At 56.3% G+C, this 19,751-nt stretch carries 15 protein-coding genes; 11 read left to right on the plus strand and 4 right to left on the minus strand.

Translation table 11 applies throughout. The features are described 5' to 3' along the window. The first annotated feature begins 25 nt into the window (after positions 1-25). Positions 26-2,290 carry a hydratase gene (locus FDW95_RS13120; protein ID WP_115259014.1) on the plus strand — a complete coding sequence of 755 codons (2,265 nt, stop codon included), beginning with the start codon at positions 26-28 and terminating at the stop codon, positions 2,288-2,290. A gap of 93 nt (positions 2,291-2,383) precedes the next feature. Here FDW95_RS13120 and FDW95_RS13125 read toward each other — a convergent pair whose 3' ends face one another. Beyond that, positions 2,384-3,667, minus strand: coding sequence for a putative acyl-CoA thioester hydrolase (locus tag FDW95_RS13125; protein ID WP_115259975.1), 1,284 nt, complete (start codon positions 3,665-3,667; stop codon positions 2,384-2,386). A 223-nt stretch (positions 3,668-3,890) separates the two neighbouring features. On the opposite strand from FDW95_RS13125, the gene hutI reads away from it, so the two are divergent. The 5 genes from hutI to hutH all read left to right on the plus strand — a co-directional run bounded on the left by hutI (position 3,891) and on the right by hutH (position 10,186). Further along, positions 3,891-5,114, plus strand: a complete 1,224-nt coding sequence (hutI, locus tag FDW95_RS13130) for an imidazolonepropionase (RefSeq protein ID WP_115259013.1) — start codon at positions 3,891-3,893, stop codon at positions 5,112-5,114. Further along, positions 5,111-6,052, plus strand: coding sequence for a formimidoylglutamase (hutG, locus tag FDW95_RS13135; protein ID WP_115259012.1), 942 nt, complete (start codon positions 5,111-5,113; stop codon positions 6,050-6,052). Before hutI ends, hutG begins: the two co-directional genes overlap by 4 nt. A 65-nt stretch (positions 6,053-6,117) precedes the next feature. Further along, on the plus strand, positions 6,118-6,843 hold the full coding sequence (locus tag FDW95_RS13140; protein ID WP_115259011.1) for a histidine utilization repressor: 726 nt from the start codon (positions 6,118-6,120) through the stop codon (positions 6,841-6,843). 135 nt (positions 6,844-6,978) lie between these two features. After that, complete coding sequence (gene hutU / locus FDW95_RS13145; protein WP_096757789.1) at positions 6,979-8,664, plus strand: urocanate hydratase; 1,686 nt, start codon at positions 6,979-6,981, stop codon at positions 8,662-8,664. 1 nt (position 8,665) lies between these two features. After that, positions 8,666-10,186, plus strand: a complete 1,521-nt coding sequence (gene hutH, locus FDW95_RS13150; RefSeq protein WP_096757788.1) for a histidine ammonia-lyase — start codon at positions 8,666-8,668, stop codon at positions 10,184-10,186. 92 nt (positions 10,187-10,278) lie between these two features. On the opposite strand, the gene FDW95_RS13155 is transcribed toward hutH, so the two are convergent. Both FDW95_RS13155 and bioA read right to left on the minus strand, forming a co-directional pair. Beyond that, entirely contained in the window at positions 10,279-10,755 is a 477-nt protein-coding gene (locus FDW95_RS13155) for a kinase inhibitor (protein ID WP_115259010.1), read from the minus strand. A gap of 57 nt (positions 10,756-10,812) precedes the next feature. Further along, positions 10,813-12,102, minus strand: a complete 1,290-nt coding sequence (gene bioA, locus FDW95_RS13160) for an adenosylmethionine--8-amino-7-oxononanoate transaminase (protein WP_115259009.1) — start codon at positions 12,100-12,102, stop codon at positions 10,813-10,815. Positions 12,103-12,178: 76 nt separating this feature from the next. On the opposite strand from bioA, the gene bioB reads away from it, so the two are divergent. The 5 genes from bioB to uvrB all read left to right on the plus strand — a co-directional run bounded on the left by bioB (position 12,179) and on the right by uvrB (position 18,439). Further along, positions 12,179-13,219: a biotin synthase BioB gene (gene bioB, locus FDW95_RS13165; RefSeq protein ID WP_096757785.1), complete on the plus strand. Its 1,041-nt coding sequence runs from the start codon at positions 12,179-12,181 to the stop codon at positions 13,217-13,219. Beyond that, a complete protein-coding gene (bioF, locus tag FDW95_RS13170; RefSeq protein WP_115259008.1) occupies positions 13,216-14,370 on the plus strand; it encodes an 8-amino-7-oxononanoate synthase in 1,155 nt (384 codons plus the stop codon). Before bioB ends, bioF begins: the two co-directional genes overlap by 4 nt. Further along, positions 14,357-15,112, plus strand: coding sequence for a malonyl-ACP O-methyltransferase BioC (bioC, locus tag FDW95_RS13175; RefSeq protein WP_115259007.1), 756 nt, complete (start codon positions 14,357-14,359; stop codon positions 15,110-15,112). Before bioF ends, bioC begins: the two co-directional genes overlap by 14 nt. Next, positions 15,105-15,785, plus strand: coding sequence for a dethiobiotin synthase (gene bioD, locus FDW95_RS13180; RefSeq protein WP_137363524.1), 681 nt, complete (start codon positions 15,105-15,107; stop codon positions 15,783-15,785). The genes bioC and bioD overlap by 8 nt, the downstream gene beginning before the upstream one ends. A 632-nt stretch (positions 15,786-16,417) precedes the next feature. Beyond that, the gene (uvrB, locus tag FDW95_RS13190) at positions 16,418-18,439 is read left to right on the plus strand and encodes an excinuclease ABC subunit UvrB (RefSeq protein ID WP_115259005.1); all 2,022 of its coding nucleotides are present in this window, start codon (positions 16,418-16,420) and stop codon (positions 18,437-18,439) included. Between the two features lie 159 nt (positions 18,440-18,598). Here uvrB and yvcK read toward each other — a convergent pair whose 3' ends face one another. Further along, positions 18,599-19,507 carry a uridine diphosphate-N-acetylglucosamine-binding protein YvcK gene (yvcK, locus tag FDW95_RS13195; RefSeq protein ID WP_115259004.1) on the minus strand — a complete coding sequence of 303 codons (909 nt, stop codon included), beginning with the start codon at positions 19,505-19,507 and terminating at the stop codon, positions 18,599-18,601. Positions 19,508-19,751: the final 244 nt, after the last annotated feature.

Here is a 19,751-nt window from a genome sequence, read left to right on the forward strand (position 1 = left end):
CGGGCGTTGTACCATGGAGTATGTGATGATTAAATTATATGAGAAAGGCGTCTTTCTCTCCGAAAACAATGAACTGTTAACCGAGGAACATTGTTCCGGGCATATCGAAAAAGATCACGCGAAAAAAGGGACTATCGCCTGGTCGATTCTGTCGGCACACAATACGTCGGGAGATATGAACAAGCTTAAAATTAAGTTTGACTCATTAGCGTCACACGATATTACCTTTGTCGGCATTATTCAGACAGCGAAAGCTTCAGGCATGGAGCGTTTCCCGTTGCCTTACGTGTTGACCAACTGCCATAACGCATTATGTGCGGTAGGCGGGACCATTAACGGTGACGATCATCTGTTCGGGCTGTCCGCGGCGCAACGCTATGGGGGCATTTTTGTGCCTCCACATATTGCGGTGATCCATCAATATATGCGTGAGATGATGGCCGGCGGCGGAAAAATGATCCTCGGCTCAGACAGCCATACGCGCTATGGTGCACTGGGCACAATGGCAGTCGGTGAAGGCGGCGGCGAACTGGTCAAGCAGCTGTTAAACGATACCTGGGATGTTGATTATCCTGACGTTGTTGCGGTCTATCTGACCGGAAAACCGGCACCTGGCGTGGGGCCGCAGGATGTCGCGCTAGCTATTATCGGCGCGGTGTTTAAAAACGGCTACGTCAAAAATAAAGTGATGGAGTTTGTCGGTCCGGGTATTAAGTCTCTCTCCACAGATTTTCGCAACAGCGTTGATGTGATGACGACAGAAACCACCTGTCTGAGCTCCGTCTGGCAAACGGATGACGAAACCCGCAGTTGGCTGGCGCTACATGGCCGTGAGCAAGACTATCGCCCGCTGAACCCGCAGCCGATGGCGTATTACGATGGCTGTATTTATGTTGATCTGAGCGCCATCAAGCCAATGATCGCGCTGCCTTTCCACCCCAGCAACGTCTATGAAATTGACACCCTCAATGAGAATCTCACCGATATTCTTCGCGGGATCGAAATTGAATCTGCGCGTATCGTGCAAGGGAAAGCCAGCCTCTCACTGCTCGACAAAGTTGAGAATGGGCGTTTAAAAGTACAGCAGGGGATCATTGCCGGGTGCTCGGGCGGCAACTACGAAAACGTGATTGCCGCCGCCAGTGCGCTACGCGGTCAATCCTGCGGTAGCGACACCTTCTCGCTGGCGGTCTACCCCTCATCACAGCCGGTGTTTATGGACTTAGCGAAGAAAGGCGTGGTGGCGGATTTGATGGGCGCGGGTGCCATTATCCGAACTGCGTTCTGTGGCCCTTGCTTCGGCGCGGGTGACACACCAGTCAATAACGGGCTGAGCATTCGCCATACCACACGTAATTTCCCTAACCGCGAAGGCTCGAAGCCGGGCAACGGGCAAATGTCAGCCGTGGCGCTGATGGACGCGCGTTCCATAGCCGCAACAGCGGTAAACGGCGGATTCCTGACCCCGGCAACCGACCTGGACTGTTGGGACGAAATTCCGGCCTATGCATTTGACCCTGCGCCTTATAAAAGTCGCGTGTATCAGGGCTTTGTGAAAGGTGCCACGCAGCAGGCGTTAATCTATGGTCCCAACATTAAAGACTGGCCGGAGCTTGGCGCACTGACTGACAATATTTTGTTGAAGGTCGCCTCGAAAATTCTTGATGAAGTGACGACGACCGACGAGCTGATCCCATCCGGGGAGACGTCGTCCTATCGCTCAAATCCTTTAGGGTTGGCGGAATTTACGCTTTCACGGCGGGATCCCGGTTACGTGGGGAGGAGTAAAGCTACTGCTGAGCTGGAAAAACAGCGACGGGCTGGTGGTGTGAACAGCGCATTGTCACCCATCTTCGACCGTATTCGTCAGATTGCCGGTCAGGAAGATGTTGTGCCACTGGAAACGGGGATTGGCAGCATGATTTATGCCGTCAAACCGGGAGATGGTTCCGCGCGTGAGCAGGCGGCAAGCTGCCAGCGCGTGATTGGTGGGCTGGCGAATATCACCGAGGAATATGCCACCAAGCGTTACCGTTCCAACGTCATCAACTGGGGGATGCTGCCGCTGCAAATGACCGGGAAGCCGTCTTTCGAGGTGGGTGATTATATTTACATTCCCGGTATTCGCCGCGCGCTGGACGCATGCAGTCGCGAGATTACCGCATACGTACTGTATGAGAATGGGTCGGTCAGTGAAATTAGCCTGTATATGGAAAGTCTGACGGCGGAAGAGCGTGAAATCATCAAGGCAGGAAGTCTAATTAACGCGAATAAAGCGCGTTTGATGTAAGGCTTACTGTAGGCCGGATGGCGGTTTTCGTCGCCATCCGGCACATTGCCCGGTGGCGCATGCGCTCACCGGGCCTACATAAGAGAATGACGTTTACTGCTTCGGCTCGGCAACCACTTTGCTACCCACACCGCGGTTGTTGTATTCCCACATGCGGTTAAAGTTGGTGTCGTTCAGGTTACGCTGGATTTCACCTTTGTCGTCTTCCGCACCGGTGTTGCCGGTAAACGGGTGCTTACCGATTACGCTGTCACCCCATGGCTTCGCCATGTTAAAGCCTTCGTTGATCACGCTGTCGCGGATCACCACCTGACCGTTGGTATTAGCATCGACATCCAGTGAGCGGCCTAACTGCGCCACGCCATCACCGGCAGCCGTAAAGCGGCTGTTGACGGCAAGGAAACCGTAATAAATGTTCGACAGCGTGGCAGGTGCGAACACGTAGGCTTCCTGCTGGGTGCGAGAATTGACGACGCGGAAATCGGTGTTTTCGAATACCACCGCGCCGCGACCAGAAACAATATCCACATCGCCTTCAATGTAGCTGTTTGTCACCAGCGTACGCGGTTGACGATCGTTTTCCAGACGGTTTTGTACACCGCTGTTGGTTACGAAGAAGGTGTTCTGACGACCCAGAATGTTGACGTTGTTGATCTGTACTTTATCGCCATCGGTACGCAGAGCAACGGCCGGATGGTTACCTGCATCCACGCTGTCGCCGAGGTTGTTTTCGATGGTCAGGTTCTGTAACTGCAGACCGTTGTTTTGTGACCAGACGACCGCAGAACACAGTACGCCAATGTTGGTACCGCGCTTGCTCTGGCAATTATCAAACATATACCACGCAGGTTTACCCGGCATATATTTACCGCCTGGGTTGACCGTACGACGCCAGTCAGCGGTGCTCATCTCTCCGTCAATTGCCTGGCCAATTTTCACATCAAGCGGTTTTTCGCCCATGCCGTACAGCGTCAGGCTGCCCGTTGCTGCCGGGATATAAACCGTGCCCTGATATTCACCCGGCATGATCGCAATATATTGACGCTTGTTGGTGCGTTTAATGATTGCTGCATCCACCGCCGCCTGAATGGTGGTGTGGGTGACGCCCTGAGTCCCTGCCGGGCCGACAACAAAATCAGGCTGTGCGGGCAGAGAAATCGCAGAAGGGGACCACGGCGCGGTGTTTGGCGTCAGTGCAGAAAAATAATGAGCCGCGACAAAATTGCTGGCTTCATTTGCCGACAGAATCGGGCGCGAGGAGGTGCCTGGCGCGGTCTGGTCGGAAGGAATTTGATCGGGCGAGGTTGCGCTACAGGCGGTCAGCGTCACGCCAAAAGCCATTACCAGCGCCAGACGGGAAACTGATGAAATGTTCACAGGTTGCTCCGGGCTTTGAAATTTATCCATTGAAGCCTGCTTTTTTATACTAAGTTGAGCGAAACGGAAAGGCGAAAAGGTAAAAAGTTGTTTTTTATAGCAGCAATGTCGGATGCAGAACGTCCTGATATCACAATTAAATAACAATTATCGCCCTTCAGGTTGACAACATCCGCAGGATCTCAATAAATGTCTATACAACCTATGACAAGTGGTGAGTGGAATGCAGCAATTTTTCCCTGATGATGCCATCTGGCGTAATGTCCGCCTGGCGACCATGGATCCTGAACGTAATACCCCGTATGGGCTGGTGGACGGTCACGCGCTGATTATTCGACAGGGCAAGATTCGCGCCATCGTGCCTGAATCCTCGTTATACCGCACACATGACAATACCTTTGATATGCAGGGTCGGCTGGTTACGCCAGGTTTGATTGATTGCCACACGCATCTGGTTTTTGGCGGAAATCGTGCAGGCGAGTGGGAGCAGCGGCTAAATGGTGTGTCTTACCAGCAAATCAGCGCCCAGGGTGGGGGCATAAACGCCACCGTGTCGGCGACCCGCCGCGCATCTGACGATCAGCTCTTTGCCGTGGCGCGCGCGCGCATGGAACGGCTGATAAAAGAAGGCGTCACGTTGCTGGAAGTGAAATCAGGCTATGGTCTGGATTTGGCGACAGAAGAGAAAATTTTGCGCGTGGTCTCTGCGCTGGCGGCGGAAAATACCCTTGAAATCAGCCCCACGCTGCTGGCCGCGCACGCGACACCGGCGGAATACCGTGACGATCCTGACGGCTATATTACGCTGGTGTGCGAGACCATTTTGCCGCAGCTGTGGGAACAGGGACTGTTTGAGACTGTCGACCTGTTTTGTGAAAGCGTTGGGTTTAGCCTGGCGCAAAGTGAACGGGTATTTCAGGCCGCTCAGGCGTTGGGCATTCCGGTTAAGGGCCACGTTGAACAGCTGTCGTTGCTCGGTGGTGCGCAGTTGGTAAGTCGCTATCACGGATTATCGGCCGATCATATTGAATATCTTGATGAAGCGGGCGTGGCGGCGATGAGCCACAGCGGCACGGTAGGGGTCCTGCTACCCGGTGCCTTTTATTTTCTTAAAGAGAAACAGCGCCCGCCGGTGGAGTGGCTACGTCAATATAACGTGCCAATGGCGGTGGCGACGGATTTCAACCCTGGTACCAGTCCGTTTATCAGTTTGCACTGGGCGATGAACATGGCCTGCGTGCAGTTTGGCTTAACGCCGGAAGAAGCGTGGGCGGGCGTCACGCGTCATGCGGCGCAAGCCCTTGGTCGTCAGGCGACCCATGGGCAATTGAAGGCCGGGTTCGTGGCGGACTTTGTGGTGTGGGACGCCCACCTTCCGGTTGAGATACTGTATGAACCTGGCCGCAACCCGCTGTATCAACGCGTATTCCGAGGACAACCATCATGAGTCACTGGCATCCCGCATCTCCCGCGCTTTGGCAAGGTCGCGATGATCGCGCTGAGTCACCCAACGCGCTGCGGCTGTTTCAGACCATCACGCTCAGTGCAGCGTTTAGCCCGGAAAACTATCGTGAACAGATAGCGCTGCTGGGATTCGCCTGCGATGAAGGCGTAAAGCGTAATCAGGGACGCACGGGGGCGGCTGGCGCACCTGATGCACTGCGTAAAGCGCTGGCGAATTTAGCCAGCCACCAAGGCCATGACCGGCTGGTGGATCTGGGCAACATTGTGGCGCAAGCCCCCGATCTCGAAGGGGCGCAGCAGGCGTTACGCCATGCGGTACAGCGTTGTCAGCAGGCTGAGATGCGCACTTTCGTGCTGGGGGGCGGGCACGAAACCGCCTTTGCCCACGGTGCAGGTGTGCTGGATGCGTTCCCACGCTTAACCGTGGGCATCGTCAATCTCGATGCCCACCTCGACTTACGCCATGCCGATCGGGCCACCTCCGGCACGCCGTTTCGCCAGTTGGCGCAGCTTTGCGACGTGCAGCAGCGTGAATTTCATTACGCCTGCTTTGGTGTTAACCGGGCGGCTAACACCCAGGCGCTGTGGGATGAAGCGCAGCGGCTTGGGGTTACAGTGGTGGAGGATCTGCACTGTCAAAACGCGCAGGCACAGATGGCGCAGTTTATCTCCAGCGTAGACGTCATCTATCTGACCATCGACCTCGACGTTCTACCGGTCTGGGAAATGCCCGCTGTGTCCGCACCCGCCGCGCTGGGCGTGCCGTTGTCGACGCTGCTGAGGCTGATTGAGCCCCTGTGCCGCTGCGGTAAGCTGCAGGCGGTAGACATGGTTGAATTTAATCCCCGTTTTGACGATGATGGCAACGCGGCGCGCGTTGCGGCGCGTCTTGGCTGGCAAATCGCACACTGGTGGCACTGACGTGTCGAATAGCGTTACGCCGCCATTTTTCCACTCTCATTTTTCAGCGTAAGGAAGGCTAACGCATGCTCCCATCCCACTCCCGTTCTGCCCCGGCACCTTTTTACGAAAAGGTAAAACAGGAGATCAGTGAAAAGATTGCCAGCGGTATCTGGCAACCTCACGATCGCATCCCGTCGGAAGCGGAGTTGGTCGCGCAGTATGGTTTTAGCCGTATGACTATTAATCGGGCGCTGCGTGAGCTTACTGACGAGGGGCTGCTGGTGCGTTTGCAGGGCGTCGGTACGTTTGTCGCCGAGCCGAAAGGTCAGTCCGCGTTGTTTGAAATTCGCAGCATTGCCGATGAAATTATCGCCCGCCAGCATCAGCATCGGTGCGAGGTGCTGAAGCTGGAAAGCACACACGCGAACGCGCAGCAGGCCACGGCGCTGAACGTTAAAGAAGGTACCTTTATTTATCACTCGATCATGGTGCACTTTGAAAACTCCCTACCTGTACAAATTGAAGATCGCTGCGTCAATGCGGAGATTGTGCCGGAGTACCTGACACAGGATTACAGTCAGACCACGCCGCACGCCTATCTGTCGCTGATCGCTCCGTTGACCGAAGGCGAGCATATTGTCGAAGCGGTTCGCGCCAGCGCGGAAGAGTGCGCGCTGCTGAACATTAAAGAACACGATCCCTGCCTGCTGATCCGTCGCAAGACCTGGTCCGCGTCATCCATTGTCTCTCATGCTCGTTTGCTTTTTCCGGGTTCCCGCTATCGTCTGCAAGGGCGCTTCATGTCCTGAGCCCGACATGAAAACCGTGATTGCTGACGCAATATAATAAAAATGTATCTTAATTGTTAAAACCACCCTTGCGGCAACTTGTATAGACAAGTATATATTATTTATCTATCCGAACGTTCGCGAGGAGTTTCCGTCATGTCTCACAGCAAGTATCGTCAGCAGGATATTCGTGCCCCACGCGGCACCACCTTAACGGCCAAAAGCTGGCTGACCGAAGCGCCGCTGCGCATGTTAATGAACAATCTCGATCCTGATGTGGCGGAAAATCCCCATGAGCTGGTGGTGTACGGCGGGATCGGTCGCGCCGCGCGTGACTGGGAATGCTATGACGCCATCGTCAAGGCGCTGACCAAACTGGAGGCCGATGAAACGCTGCTGGTCCAGTCGGGTAAACCAGTCGGCGTCTTCAAAACCCACGACAATGCGCCACGCGTGCTGATTGCCAACTCCAACCTGGTCCCGCACTGGGCGACCTGGGAACACTTCAACGAACTGGATGCGAAAGGGTTGGCGATGTACGGCCAGATGACCGCCGGGAGCTGGATTTATATCGGCAGTCAGGGCATTGTGCAGGGGACGTATGAAACCTTCGTTGAAGCCGGACGTCAACATTATCAGGGTAGCCTGAGTGGACGCTGGGTACTGACCGCTGGTCTTGGCGGAATGGGCGGGGCGCAGCCGTTAGCCGCGACGCTGGCGGGCGCGTGTTCGCTGAACATTGAATGTCAGCAAAGCCGTATCGATTTCCGTCTGCGTACCCGCTATGTGGATGAGCAGGCCACAACGCTGGATGACGCGCTGGCGCGTATCGACAAATACACCCGTGAGGGTAAAGCCGTTTCTATTGCGCTGTGCGCGAACGCGGCCGACGTTGTTCCGGAACTGGTGAAGCGTGGTGTGCGTCCGGATATGGTCACCGATCAGACCAGCGCTCATGACCCGCTACACGGTTATCTGCCGTCCGGCTGGAGCTGGGAAGAGTACCAGGCAAAAGCGGTATCCGATCCGCAGGGTACGGTGCAGGCGGCGAAACGTTCCATGGCCACACACGTACAGGCAATGCTGGACTTTAGCAAAATGGGTGTGCCGACGTTTGATTACGGTAATAACATTCGCCAGATGGCCAAAGAGATGGGCGTGGAAAATGCCTTTGATTTCCCTGGCTTTGTACCCGCCTATATTCGTCCACTGTTCTGTCGCGGCATTGGTCCCTTCCGCTGGGTGGCGCTTTCCGGCGATCCGCAGGATATTTATAAGACCGATGCCAAAGTAAAAGAAATTGTTGCCGACGATAAACACCTGCACCACTGGCTGGATATGGCACGTGAGCGGATTAACTTCCAGGGCTTGCCAGCCCGTATCTGCTGGGTGGGTCTGGAGTGGCGGCAAAAACTGGGGCTGGCGTTTAACGAAATGGTGCGCAGCGGTGAAGTCTCCGCGCCTATCGTCATTGGACGTGACCATCTGGACTCTGGCTCCGTTGCCAGCCCAAACCGCGAAACCGAAGCCATGCGCGACGGTTCTGACGCCGTGTCCGACTGGCCGCTGCTTAACGCGCTGCTCAATACCGCCAGCGGGGCAACCTGGGTGTCGCTGCACCACGGCGGCGGGGTCGGCATGGGCTTCTCGCAACATGCGGGGATGGTGATTGTGTGTGACGGCACCGATGAAGCCGCCGCGCGTATTGCCCGGGTTCTGCATAACGATCCGGCTACGGGCGTCATGCGTCACGCAGACGCCGGGTATGACATCGCGGTGGAATGTGCCGTTGAACAAGGATTGAATTTACCGATGATTGCCGGGACGCAGGGGAAAGACTGAAATGACTAAGCTTACGTTAACACCAGGTCATCTGAGTTTTACGCAGCTACGGGAGATCTGGCAGCAGCCGGTACAATTGAGTCTGGACCCCAGCGCGGTTGATGCCATCAACGCCAGCGTGGCCTGCGTGAATAATATTGTTGCCGAAGGGCGAACGGCCTACGGCATCAATACAGGATTTGGCCTGCTGGCCCAGACCCGTATCGCCACGGAAGATCTGCAAAATCTTCAGCGCTCACTGGTGCTTTCACATGCTGCTGGCGTTGGCAACGCGCTGGATGATGCCATGGTGCGTCTGATCATGGTGCTGAAAATCAACAGCCTGGCGCGCGGTTTCTCCGGTATTCGCCTGAGCGTGATTGAAGCGTTAATTGCGCTGGTGAACGCCGAAGTTTACCCGCTGATCCCAGCGAAAGGTTCTGTCGGCGCATCGGGCGATCTGGCCCCGCTGGCGCACATGTCGCTGACTTTGCTAGGTGAGGGGAAAGCACGCTGGCAGGGGGAATGGCTCCCGGCGACGCAGGCACTGAAAAAAGCCGGACTGGAGCCGATTACGCTGGAGGCAAAAGAGGGGCTGGCGCTGCTGAACGGGACTCAGGCGTCCACCGCCTTTGCTCTGCGTGGGTTGATTGAAGCCCAGGAGCTGTTTGCTTCAGCGACGGTGTGCGGCGCGCTGACGACCGAAGCGGTGCTGGGCTCACGTCGTCCGTTTGACCCTCGCATTCATGCCGCGCGCGGACAGCGCGGGCAGATTGACGCCGCTATGTTGTATCGTCATGTGCTGACCGACGCCAGTGCGCTGTCGCAATCCCATCATAACTGTGAAAAAGTGCAGGATCCGTATTCCCTGCGCTGTCAGCCGCAGGTGATGGGCGCGTGCCTGACGCAAATGCGCCAGGTGATGGACGTACTGTTAGTTGAAGCCAACGCTGTGTCGGACAACCCGCTGGTGTTTGCCGAAGAAGGGGATGTGATTTCCGGCGGTAACTTCCATGCCGAGCCGGTGGCGATGGCGGCGGATAATCTGGCGCTGGCGATCGCGGAAATTGGTGCGCTATCAGAGCGGCGTATTGCGCTGATGATGGATAAACACATGTCGCAGTTGCCGCCATTCCTGGTCAAAAATGGTGGGGTTAACTCTGGCTTTATGATTGCGCAGGTCACTGCCGCCGCGCTGGCCAGTGAAAACAAAGCGCTGGCACACCCGCACAGCGTAGACAGCCTGCCCACGTCGGCCAACCAGGAAGATCATGTTTCCATGGCACCTGCGGCTGGTCGCCGACTGTGGGAGATGGCGGCAAATACGCGCGGTGTGATAGCCGTGGAGTGGCTGGCGGCCTGTCAGGGGATCGATTTACGTGAAGGACTGACCTCAAGCCCGCTGCTGGAACAGGCGCGTCAGGCCTTGCGCGAACAGGTTTCACATTATACCCAGGACCGTTTTTTCGCTCCGGATATCGAGTGTGCGACCGAGCTGTTAGCGCAAGGAACGCTGTTGAAATTGTTGCCTGAATTTCTGTAGCAAATTGCCTGATGGCGACGCTGATGCGTCTTATCAGGCCTACGGTCTGCCTGGTAGGCCGGATGAGGCGAAGCCGACATCCGGCACTACGCTTAACTGAACATCGCGGTAATTGACGCGCTGGCGAGCGAATGGAAATGGACGTTAAATCCGACCATCGCGCCGCTGGCGCCCTCATCGACATCAAGACGCTCCACATCCAGCGCGTGAACCGTAAAGATATAGCGATGCGTTTCCCCTTTTGGCGGTGCCGCGCCGCCGTAGCCAGCTTTACCGAAGTCCGTGCGCGTTTGCAGCACGCCTTCCGGCAACGCAACCAACCCGGAGCCGTACCCTTGTGGCAGAACCCGGGTATCTGCAGGCAGGTTAACCACCACCCAGTGCCACCAGCCGGAGCCGGTTGGTGCATCAGGATCGTAACAGGTCACGACAAAACTTTTGGTCCCGGCGGGCACATCGTCCCACGCTAGATGCGGGGAAATATTGTCCCCGTCATACCCCATGCCGTTTAAAACGTGGCGATGCGGGAGTTTGTCCCCGTCGCGCAGATCGTTACTGATAAGTTTCATGCCGACTCCTCTCGTTAGCCAAAAAGTGTAGCCAGAAAACGCACAGTTTACCGCCGATTAATCGCTAAAAAATGTTGCATTGTGCACGGCGTCGTTCACCGCTTGGGTCAGACGACGCAGTTGTTCGGGCTGGATAATATACGGTGGCATCAGGTAGATAAGCTTGCCAAACGGTCTGACCCATACGCCCTGATCGACAAAGAACTTCTGCAACGCCGCCATTTTCACCGGGTGGGTGGTTTCTATCACGCCGATGGCACCGAGAACGCGCACGTCGGCGACATACGCCGAATCCGCCGCTGGTGCCAGTTCGCGGCGCAGTTGCGCTTCGATTGCAGCCACCTGTGAGCGCCACTCGCCCGACTCCAGCAGAGACAAACTGGCGGAGGCGACGGCACAGGCCAGCGGATTGCCCATAAACGTCGGACCGTGCATAAAGCAGCCCGCTTCGCCGTTACTGATGGTTTCCGCCACCTGGCGAGTGGTCAGGGTGGCAGAAAGGGTCATTGTCCCGCCGGTTAACGCTTTGCCGAGACATAAAATATCCGGTGTAATGTCGGCGTGTTCACAGGCAAATAGCTTACCGGTGCGGCCAAAGCCGGTGGCGATTTCGTCGGCAATCAGCAGAATACCTTCGCGATCGCACATCTTACGGATGCGCTTTAACCACTCGGGATGGTACATGCGCATGCCGCCAGCACCCTGAACGACAGGCTCCAGGATCACTGCCGCAATCTCGTGGCGATGGGCCGCCATCAGACGGGCAAAGGGCACCATATCCAGCTCATCCCACTCGCCGCCCATCCGGCTTTGCGGGGCTGGGGCGAACAGGTTTTCCGGCAGATACCCTTTCCACAGACTGTGCATTGAGTTGTCAGGATCGCAGACCGACATCGCCCCGAAGGTGTCACCGTGATACCCGTTACGAAACGTCAGGAAACGCTGGCGAGATTCGCCTTTTGCCTGCCAGTACTGCAGCGCCATTTTCATCGCTACTTCCACGGCAACGGAGCCTGAGTCCGCGAGGAAAACGCATTCCAGTGGTTCTGGCGTCATGGCAACCAGCTGGCGGCACAGTGCAATGGCCGGGGCATGGGTAATACCGCCAAACATCACGTGTGACATGGCGTCGATTTGCGTTTTCATCGCGGCGTTCAGCTGCGGGTGATTGTAACCGTGGATCGCCGCCCACCAGGACGACATCCCGTCAATCAGTCTCTCGCCGCTGGCTAAAATCAGTTCACAACCTTCAGCGCGCGCTACCGGATACACCGGCAGCGGGGAGGTCATCGAGGTGTAAGGGTGCCAGATATGGCGTTGGTCAAAGGCAAGATCGTCCGTTGTCATAATCGACTTGTAAACCAAATTAAAAAGATTTAGGTTTACGAGTCTACACGAAACTCAAAATGAAACGAACACCAATATGGCTCATTCTTCTCGCTGGACAATGTCGCAAGTTACCGAATTATTTGAAAAACCACTGCTGGATCTGCTGTTTGAAGCGCAACAGATCCACCGTCAGCACTTTGACCCGCAGCAGGTACAGGTCAGTACGTTGTTGTCGATAAAAACCGGCGCTTGTCCGGAAGACTGCAAATATTGCCCACAAAGTTCCCGCTATAAAACCGGTCTGGAAACCGAGCGTTTAATGGAAGTTGAGCAGGTACTGGACTCTGCGCGTAAGGCCAAACAAGCCGGTTCAACGCGTTTCTGCATGGGCGCGGCGTGGAAGAATCCACACGAGCGCGATATGCCTTACCTGGAACAAATGGTGCAGGGCGTGAAAGAACTGGGGCTGGAAGCCTGTATGACGCTGGGTACGCTGGATGAAACGCAGGCGCAGCGTCTGGCCAGCGCGGGTCTCGACTACTACAACCACAACCTCGACACCTCGCCGGAGTTTTACGGCAATATCATCACTACCCGTTCATATCAGGAACGCCTGGATACGCTGGATAAAGTGCGTGAAGCCGGAATTAAAGTCTGCTCTGGCGGCATTGTCGGCTTAGGCGAAACGGTCACTGACCGCGCCGGGTTGCTGCTGCAGCTGGCAAACCTGCCCACTCCGCCGGAAAGCGTCCCCATCAATATGCTGGTGAAGGTGAAGGGCACGCCGCTGGCGGATAATGACGATGTGGATGCGTTTGATTTTATCCGCACCATCGCCGTGGCGCGCATCATGATGCCGACCTCGTATGTCCGTCTGTCTGCAGGACGAGAACAAATGAACGAACAGACCCAGGCCATGTGCTTTATGGCCGGGGCTAACTCGATTTTCTACGGCTGTAAACTGCTGACCACGCCGAACCCGAACGAAGATAAAGACCTGCTGCTGTTCCGCAAGCTGGGCCTGAATCCCCAGCAAACGGCGGTGCTGGCGGGCGATAACGAACAGCAGCAGCGTCTGGAACAGGCCCTGCGCACCCCAGACACTGACGATTACTACAACGCGGCAACTGTATGACCTGGCAGCAAAAAATTGACGATACGCTTGCGGCGCGTCGTTCTGCCGATGCTCTGCGCCGTCGTCATGCGGTGACGCAGGGCGCCGGGCGTTGGTTGCAGGCAGATGGTCGTCAATATCTGAATTTTTCCAGTAACGATTACCTTGGGCTAAGCCACCATCCGCAGATCGTCTGTGCGTGGCAGCAAGGGGCCGACCGATTTGGCGTCGGCAGCGGCGGCTCAGGGCATGTCAGCGGTTATTCCATAGCGCATCAGGCGCTGGAAGACGAACTGGCACAATGGCTGGGCTATTCATGCGCGCTGCTGTTTACCTCCGGGTTTGCCGCCAATCAGGCGGTGATTGCCGCGCTGATGGGTAAACAGGATCGCATTGTTGCAGACCGACTCAGCCACGCTTCGCTGCTGGAGGCCGCCAGTCTGAGCCCGGCCATGCTGCGCCGCTTTACCCATAACGACACTCAGCATTTAGCTCGTCTTCTGGCGGCTCCCTGTCCGGGGCAACAGCTGGTGGTCACCGAAGGTGTATTCAGCATGGACGGCGACAGCGCGCCGCTGACGCAAATCCACGCCGAGGCGCAGCGCCAGGAGGCGTGGCTGCTGGTGGATGATGCCCACGGTATTGGCGTCACCGGTGAGGAAGGACGCGGCTCGTGCTGGCAGCAGCAGGTCAAGCCCGAGCTGCTGGTGGTGACCTTCGGCAAAGGCTTTGGCGTCAGCGGGGCGGCCATTCTCTGCTCTGACAGCGTGGCCGATTATCTGCTGCAGTTTGCTCGCCATCTGATTTACAGCACCAGTATGCCCCCGGCGCAGGCTCAGGCGTTGCGCGCCGCGCTGGCGGTGATCCGCAGCCCTGAAGGCGACGAGCGCCGGGAAAAGCTGGCGATGCTTATCCAGCGTTTTCGTGCCGGTATGACGAACCCTGATTTGCTGCTGGCACAGTCAGACAGCGCCATTCAGCCACTGATCGTCGGCGATAACCAAAAAGCGTTGCAGCTGGCGCAGACGTTACGCGATCGGGGTTGCTGGGTGACGGCAATCCGGCCACCTACCGTGCCGGTTGGTACTGCCAGACTGCGACTGACGCTGACTCAGGAGCATGAAGCTCAGGATATCGACCGCTTGCTGGAGGTGCTGCATGACGCAGGTTGATAAGCAGGCCATTGCCGCCGCGTTCGGACGCGCTGCCTCCCACTACGAACAACACGCTGAATTACAGCGTCAAAGCGCCGATGCGTTACTGGCGCGGCTGGCGGGGCGGCAGTATGCCCGCGTGCTGGATGCCGGCTGCGGGCCAGGTCGTATGAGTCGCTACTGGCGAGAGCAGGGGAGCGAGGTCAGCGCCCTGGATTTGTCTGCGCCTATGCTGGCGCAAGCCCAGCGGCACGATGCGGCGCACCATTATCTGCTGGCCGATATTGAGGCCATTCCGCAGGATACCGCGACGTTTGACCTGGCCTGGAGCAATCTGGCCGTGCAATGGTGCGGCGATTTACGCCACGCATTAGGCGAACTCTACCGGGTCGTGCGCCCCGGCGGGACGGTGGCCTTCAGCACCCTGGCGCATGGCTCGATGCCGGAACTGCGTCAGGCGTGGCAGGCGGTGGATAACCGGGCGCACGCCAACCGTTTTTTACCCGTCGAACAGCTGGAAAACGCGCTGCACGGCTGGGAGGTTGAGTATCAGATGCAGGTTGTCACGCTGTGGTTTGACGATGCGCTGAGCGCCATGCGTTCGCTCAAAGGCATTGGCGCGACGCATTTGCATGAAGGTCGCGAACAGCGCGTGATGACCCGCTCACAGCTGCAACAGTTACAGTTAGCCTGGCCCCAGCAGCAGGGGAAATACCCGCTGACGTACCATCTTTTTTGGGGAGTGATTCAACGTGACTAAAACGTATTTTGTCACCGGGACGGACACCGAGGTCGGTAAAACCATCGCCAGCTGTGCATTGTTACAGGCGGCAGGACAGTTGGGCTACCGGACCGTGGGCTACAAGCCGGTCGCCTCAGGCAGTGAAATGACGGCAGACGGCCTGCGCAACAGCGATGCCCTGGCGTTGCAGCGGAACAGTACGTTGGCAGTGGACTATGCGGCCATCAATCCGTATACCTTCGCCGAACCCACGTCACCGCATATTATCAGTGCCGATGAAGGGCGACCGATTCAGGCCCCGGTGATGTCTGCCGGTTTACGCGCCCTGGAGAAACAGGCCGACTGGGTGCTGGTAGAAGGGGCCGGGGGATGGTTGACCCCGCTTTCGCCGACGCTGAGCTTTGCCGACTGGGTGCAAACGGAACAATTGCCGGTGATTCTGGTGGTGGGCGTGAAGCTCGGCTGTATCAATCATGCCCTCCTGACCGCGCAGGCGATACGCCAGGTCGGGCTGACGCTGGTCGGCTGGGTTGCCAATGACGTAACCCCGCCAGGGAAGCGTCACGCTGAATACATGGCGACGCTGAGGCGCACACTTGCGGCACCGCTGCTGGGCGAGATCCCGTGGCTGTCAGCGACGCCGGAGCGGGCAGAGACCGGACGCTATATCGATCTGAGCACGCTGCCTTAGGCGCCATTCTGGTGCGGATAGGCTGCTGTGGCCTGCCCGTGTTAACGCCCTGGGCAGGCAAAAAAATGATGAAAATGCGAGCAGGATCTCGACTGCTCCAGCCCGCTTCGTTAGCTGATAAATATCAAAATTTAGCGATAATTTTTTTTTATTCGACCAAAAAAGGACATCGATACGTTTCTGCCAGGCGGCAGTCAGCACGGGCTGGAGACAGTTATCCACTATTCCTGTGGATAACCTTGTGCATTAGAGTTAGAAAACACTATGTAAGCGAGAGAAGACGCGGCCTGCGACTAAATTGCTGCGAAAGACGGCTTGAGGAAATAGTTATTCAAATACAGATTGTTAGATAAAAGCAATGGCTGTCGCGGAAGTGTCATCTGTTGCCATAAAACTTTCATCTCCTGGCTTGACAAATGTTAAAAAAGTCATAGGTCTGGGGATAACACATTTTTGCTGGTGTTTTATCTTGCCTGCGGTGAAATTTTAGCCCGCCGTGATGGGGGTTAAGGGGGCGTAACAGAAATATTGTGGTGTGTTACTGTTTTTTCATCCAGTATATTTTACTGGCAAAATCTACTGCTGCGAGTAAAATTAGACACCTGCCCGCCCATTGCTTCAGGTAGCTGCTCATGAGTAAACCGTTCAAACTGAATTCCGCTTTTAAACCCTCTGGCGATCAGCCTGAGGCGATTCGTCGCCTGGAAGAAGGGCTGGAGGATGGTCTGGCGCATCAGACGCTGCTGGGCGTAACGGGTTCGGGGAAAACGTTCACCATCGCCAACGTCATTGCGGACCTCCAGCGGCCAACCATGGTGCTGGCACCCAACAAGACGCTGGCGGCCCAGCTTTATGGCGAGATGAAAGAATTCTTCCCGGATAACGCGGTAGAGTATTTTGTCTCCTACTACGACTATTACCAGCCGGAAGCGTACGTACCGAGTTCTGATACATTCATCGAGAAAGATGCGTCGGTCAACGAACACATCGAGCAAATGCGACTGTCGGCGACCAAGGCGCTGCTGGAGCGTCGGGATGTCATTGTGGTGGCCTCGGTTTCCGCGATCTATGGTCTGGGCGACCCGGACCTGTATTTGAAAATGATGCTGCACCTGACGGTCGGCATGATCATCGACCAGCGCGCCATTTTGCGGCGGCTGGCGGAGCTGCAATATACCCGCAACGATCAGGCATTTCAGCGCGGGACGTTCCGTGTGCGCGGTGAAGTGATAGACATCTTCCCGGCAGAATCTGACGACATTGCGCTGCGCGTGGAGCTGTTTGATGAAGAAGTGGAGCGCCTGTCGCTGTTTGACCCGCTGACCGGGCAGGTTGAATCCAGCATTCCACGCTTTACCGTCTACCCTAAAACGCACTACGTTACGCCACGCGAACGCATTGTGCAGGCGATGGAAGACATTAAGGTCGAGCTTGCCGAGCGGCGTAAAAACCTGCTGGCGAACAACAAGTTGCTGGAAGAACAGCGCTTAAGCCAGCGTACGCAGTTCGATCTGGAGATGATGAACGAGCTGGGCTACTGTTCGGGCATTGAAAACTATTCCCGCTATCTCTCCGGGCGCGGGCCTGGCGAGCCGCCGCCGACGCTGTTTGACTATCTGCCAGCCGATGGCCTGCTGGTGGTCGATGAATCCCACGTGACTATTCCGCAAATCGGCGGTATGTATCGCGGCGACCGGGCGCGAAAAGAGACGCTGGTCGAGTACGGTTTTCGTCTGCCGTCAGCACTGGATAACCGCCCGTTGAAGTTTGAAGAGTTTGAGGCGCTGGCCCCGCAAACCATCTATGTTTCCGCCACGCCGGGCAACTATGAGCTGGAGAAATCCGGCGATGACGTCGTTGATCAGGTAGTACGACCGACCGGCCTGCTGGATCCAGTGATTGAAGTGCGCCCGGTGGCAACACAGGTCGATGACCTGCTGTCTGAAATTCGTATCCGCGCGGCGATCAACGAACGTGTACTGGTGACGACGCTGACCAAGCGGATGGCGGAAGACCTCACGGAATACCTCGAAGAGCACGGCGAGCGGGTGCGCTATCTGCACTCGGACATCGACACCGTGGAACGTATGGAAATCATTCGTGACCTGCGTCTGGGCGAGTTTGACGTGCTGGTGGGTATCAACCTGTTACGAGAAGGTCTGGACATGCCTGAGGTCTCTCTGGTGGCGATTCTGGACGCCGACAAAGAAGGGTTCCTGCGTTCTGAGCGATCGCTGATCCAGACTATCGGGCGTGCGGCACGTAACATCAACGGTAAAGCGATCCTCTACGGCGATAAAATTACGGCCTCAATGGCAAAGGCGATCGGCGAAACCGAACGGCGTCGTGAGAAGCAGCATCAGTACAACGAAGAGCACGGTATTACGCCGCAGGGGCTGAACAAGAAGGTGGTCGACATTCTGGCGCTGGGGCAAAATATTGCCAAGACCAAAGCCAAGGGCCGAGGCAAGTCGCGTTCCGGCGCGAAGTCCGAGGTGGTTGAATTGGATATGACGCCGAAGGCGCTGCAGCAGAAAATCCATGAACTGGAAGGGCAGATGATGAAGCACGCGCAGAACCTGGAGTTTGAAGAAGCTGCTCAAATCCGCGATCAGCTGCACCAGCTGCGCGAGCTGTTTATCGCGGCATCGTAAGTGGGTGCCGGATGCGGGATAAATCCCTTATCCGGCCTACGGGATAGAGCGCGTTGGTAGGCCTGATAAGCGCAGCACATCAGTCAGTGTTTGGTGCCGGATGGCGGAACAGAACGCTTCGGTAGGCCTGATAAGCGTAGCGCCATCAGGCAATTCCACCTAGCCTAACGCTTGCACCGCTTTTTCCAGCGCGTCGTGCAACAGCTGACGGTCGTGGCGATACGGAATATCGCTGGCTTCCAGCACGTCCTGAATCACAATGCGGTCACTCACGGCTGAAGCATCGACTTTTGGCCCGACAACCACCGCATCAATCACTTTTTTCCCCACATATTGTTCGATGATAGTCAGCTTATCGTTAAGCGTCAGACTGGCGGCAGGGAGGCTTAATTCACGCCCCAGATTGCCGATGTATACCATCGGAGCCGGTGTGCGACGTAAGGCCTGCGCCAGTTCGTCGAGCAGCAGGATAGGCATCAAGCTGGTGTAAAAACTGCCCGGCCCAATCAGAATCAAATCGGCTTCAGCGATAGCCTCTACCGCTTCGCGCGTGGTCGGCACCTTTGGCGACAGCATCAGTTCCTGAGGCGGGATAGTGAGCTGATCGATATTCACCTCGCCATAAATCTCATGTCCCTGATCGTCGATAGCCATTAAATCGACCGGCAGCTCGGACATCGGAATTAAATGCGCGTCAACTTTCAACAGGCTGCGAATTAAATTGATCGCTTCCAGAGGCCGTACACTGAGGTGATCTAATGCCTTTAACATCAGATTTCCGAGGTTATGCCCGGAAAGTTCGCCATTACCGCCAAAACGATACTCAAACATCGCGGATGCGACGCTGGGCTGGGTAATTAACTGGTTCAGACAGTTACGCATATCTCCCCAGGCAATACCTCCCTCGGAGCGGCGAATTCGACCGGTAGAGCCGCCGTTATCGGTGGTGGTGACAATGCCCGTCAGGCGTGAACCTAAAGGAGAAAGTGAAGAGAGGACGCGTCCCAATCCATGCCCTCCGCCGAGAGCGACAACGCGATCCAGATCCGCCAACGTGCGAGTGCGCATAGTTATTCCTGATATTAATTGATCGCCGTTACAGTAGCGTAAATTACGGGTTTTCAGCAATTATCTGGTGGTGTTGTGTGAAAATAAATTTAGGCGATCTGTACCCTAAATAATTCGAGTTGCAGGACAAAACGGTTAACCGTTTTGAACAGCGCTTGCGCTGGCCCCGAAGGGGTGAGGCCGAAGGGCGAATCACGCGGCAAGGGAATGAATCCCCAGAAGCTTACTGAAGTAAGTGACTGGG

It is taken from the genome of Citrobacter sp. wls718 (assembly GCF_005280945.1).
Classification (GTDB): Bacteria; Pseudomonadota; Gammaproteobacteria; order Enterobacterales; family Enterobacteriaceae; genus Citrobacter; species Citrobacter gillenii.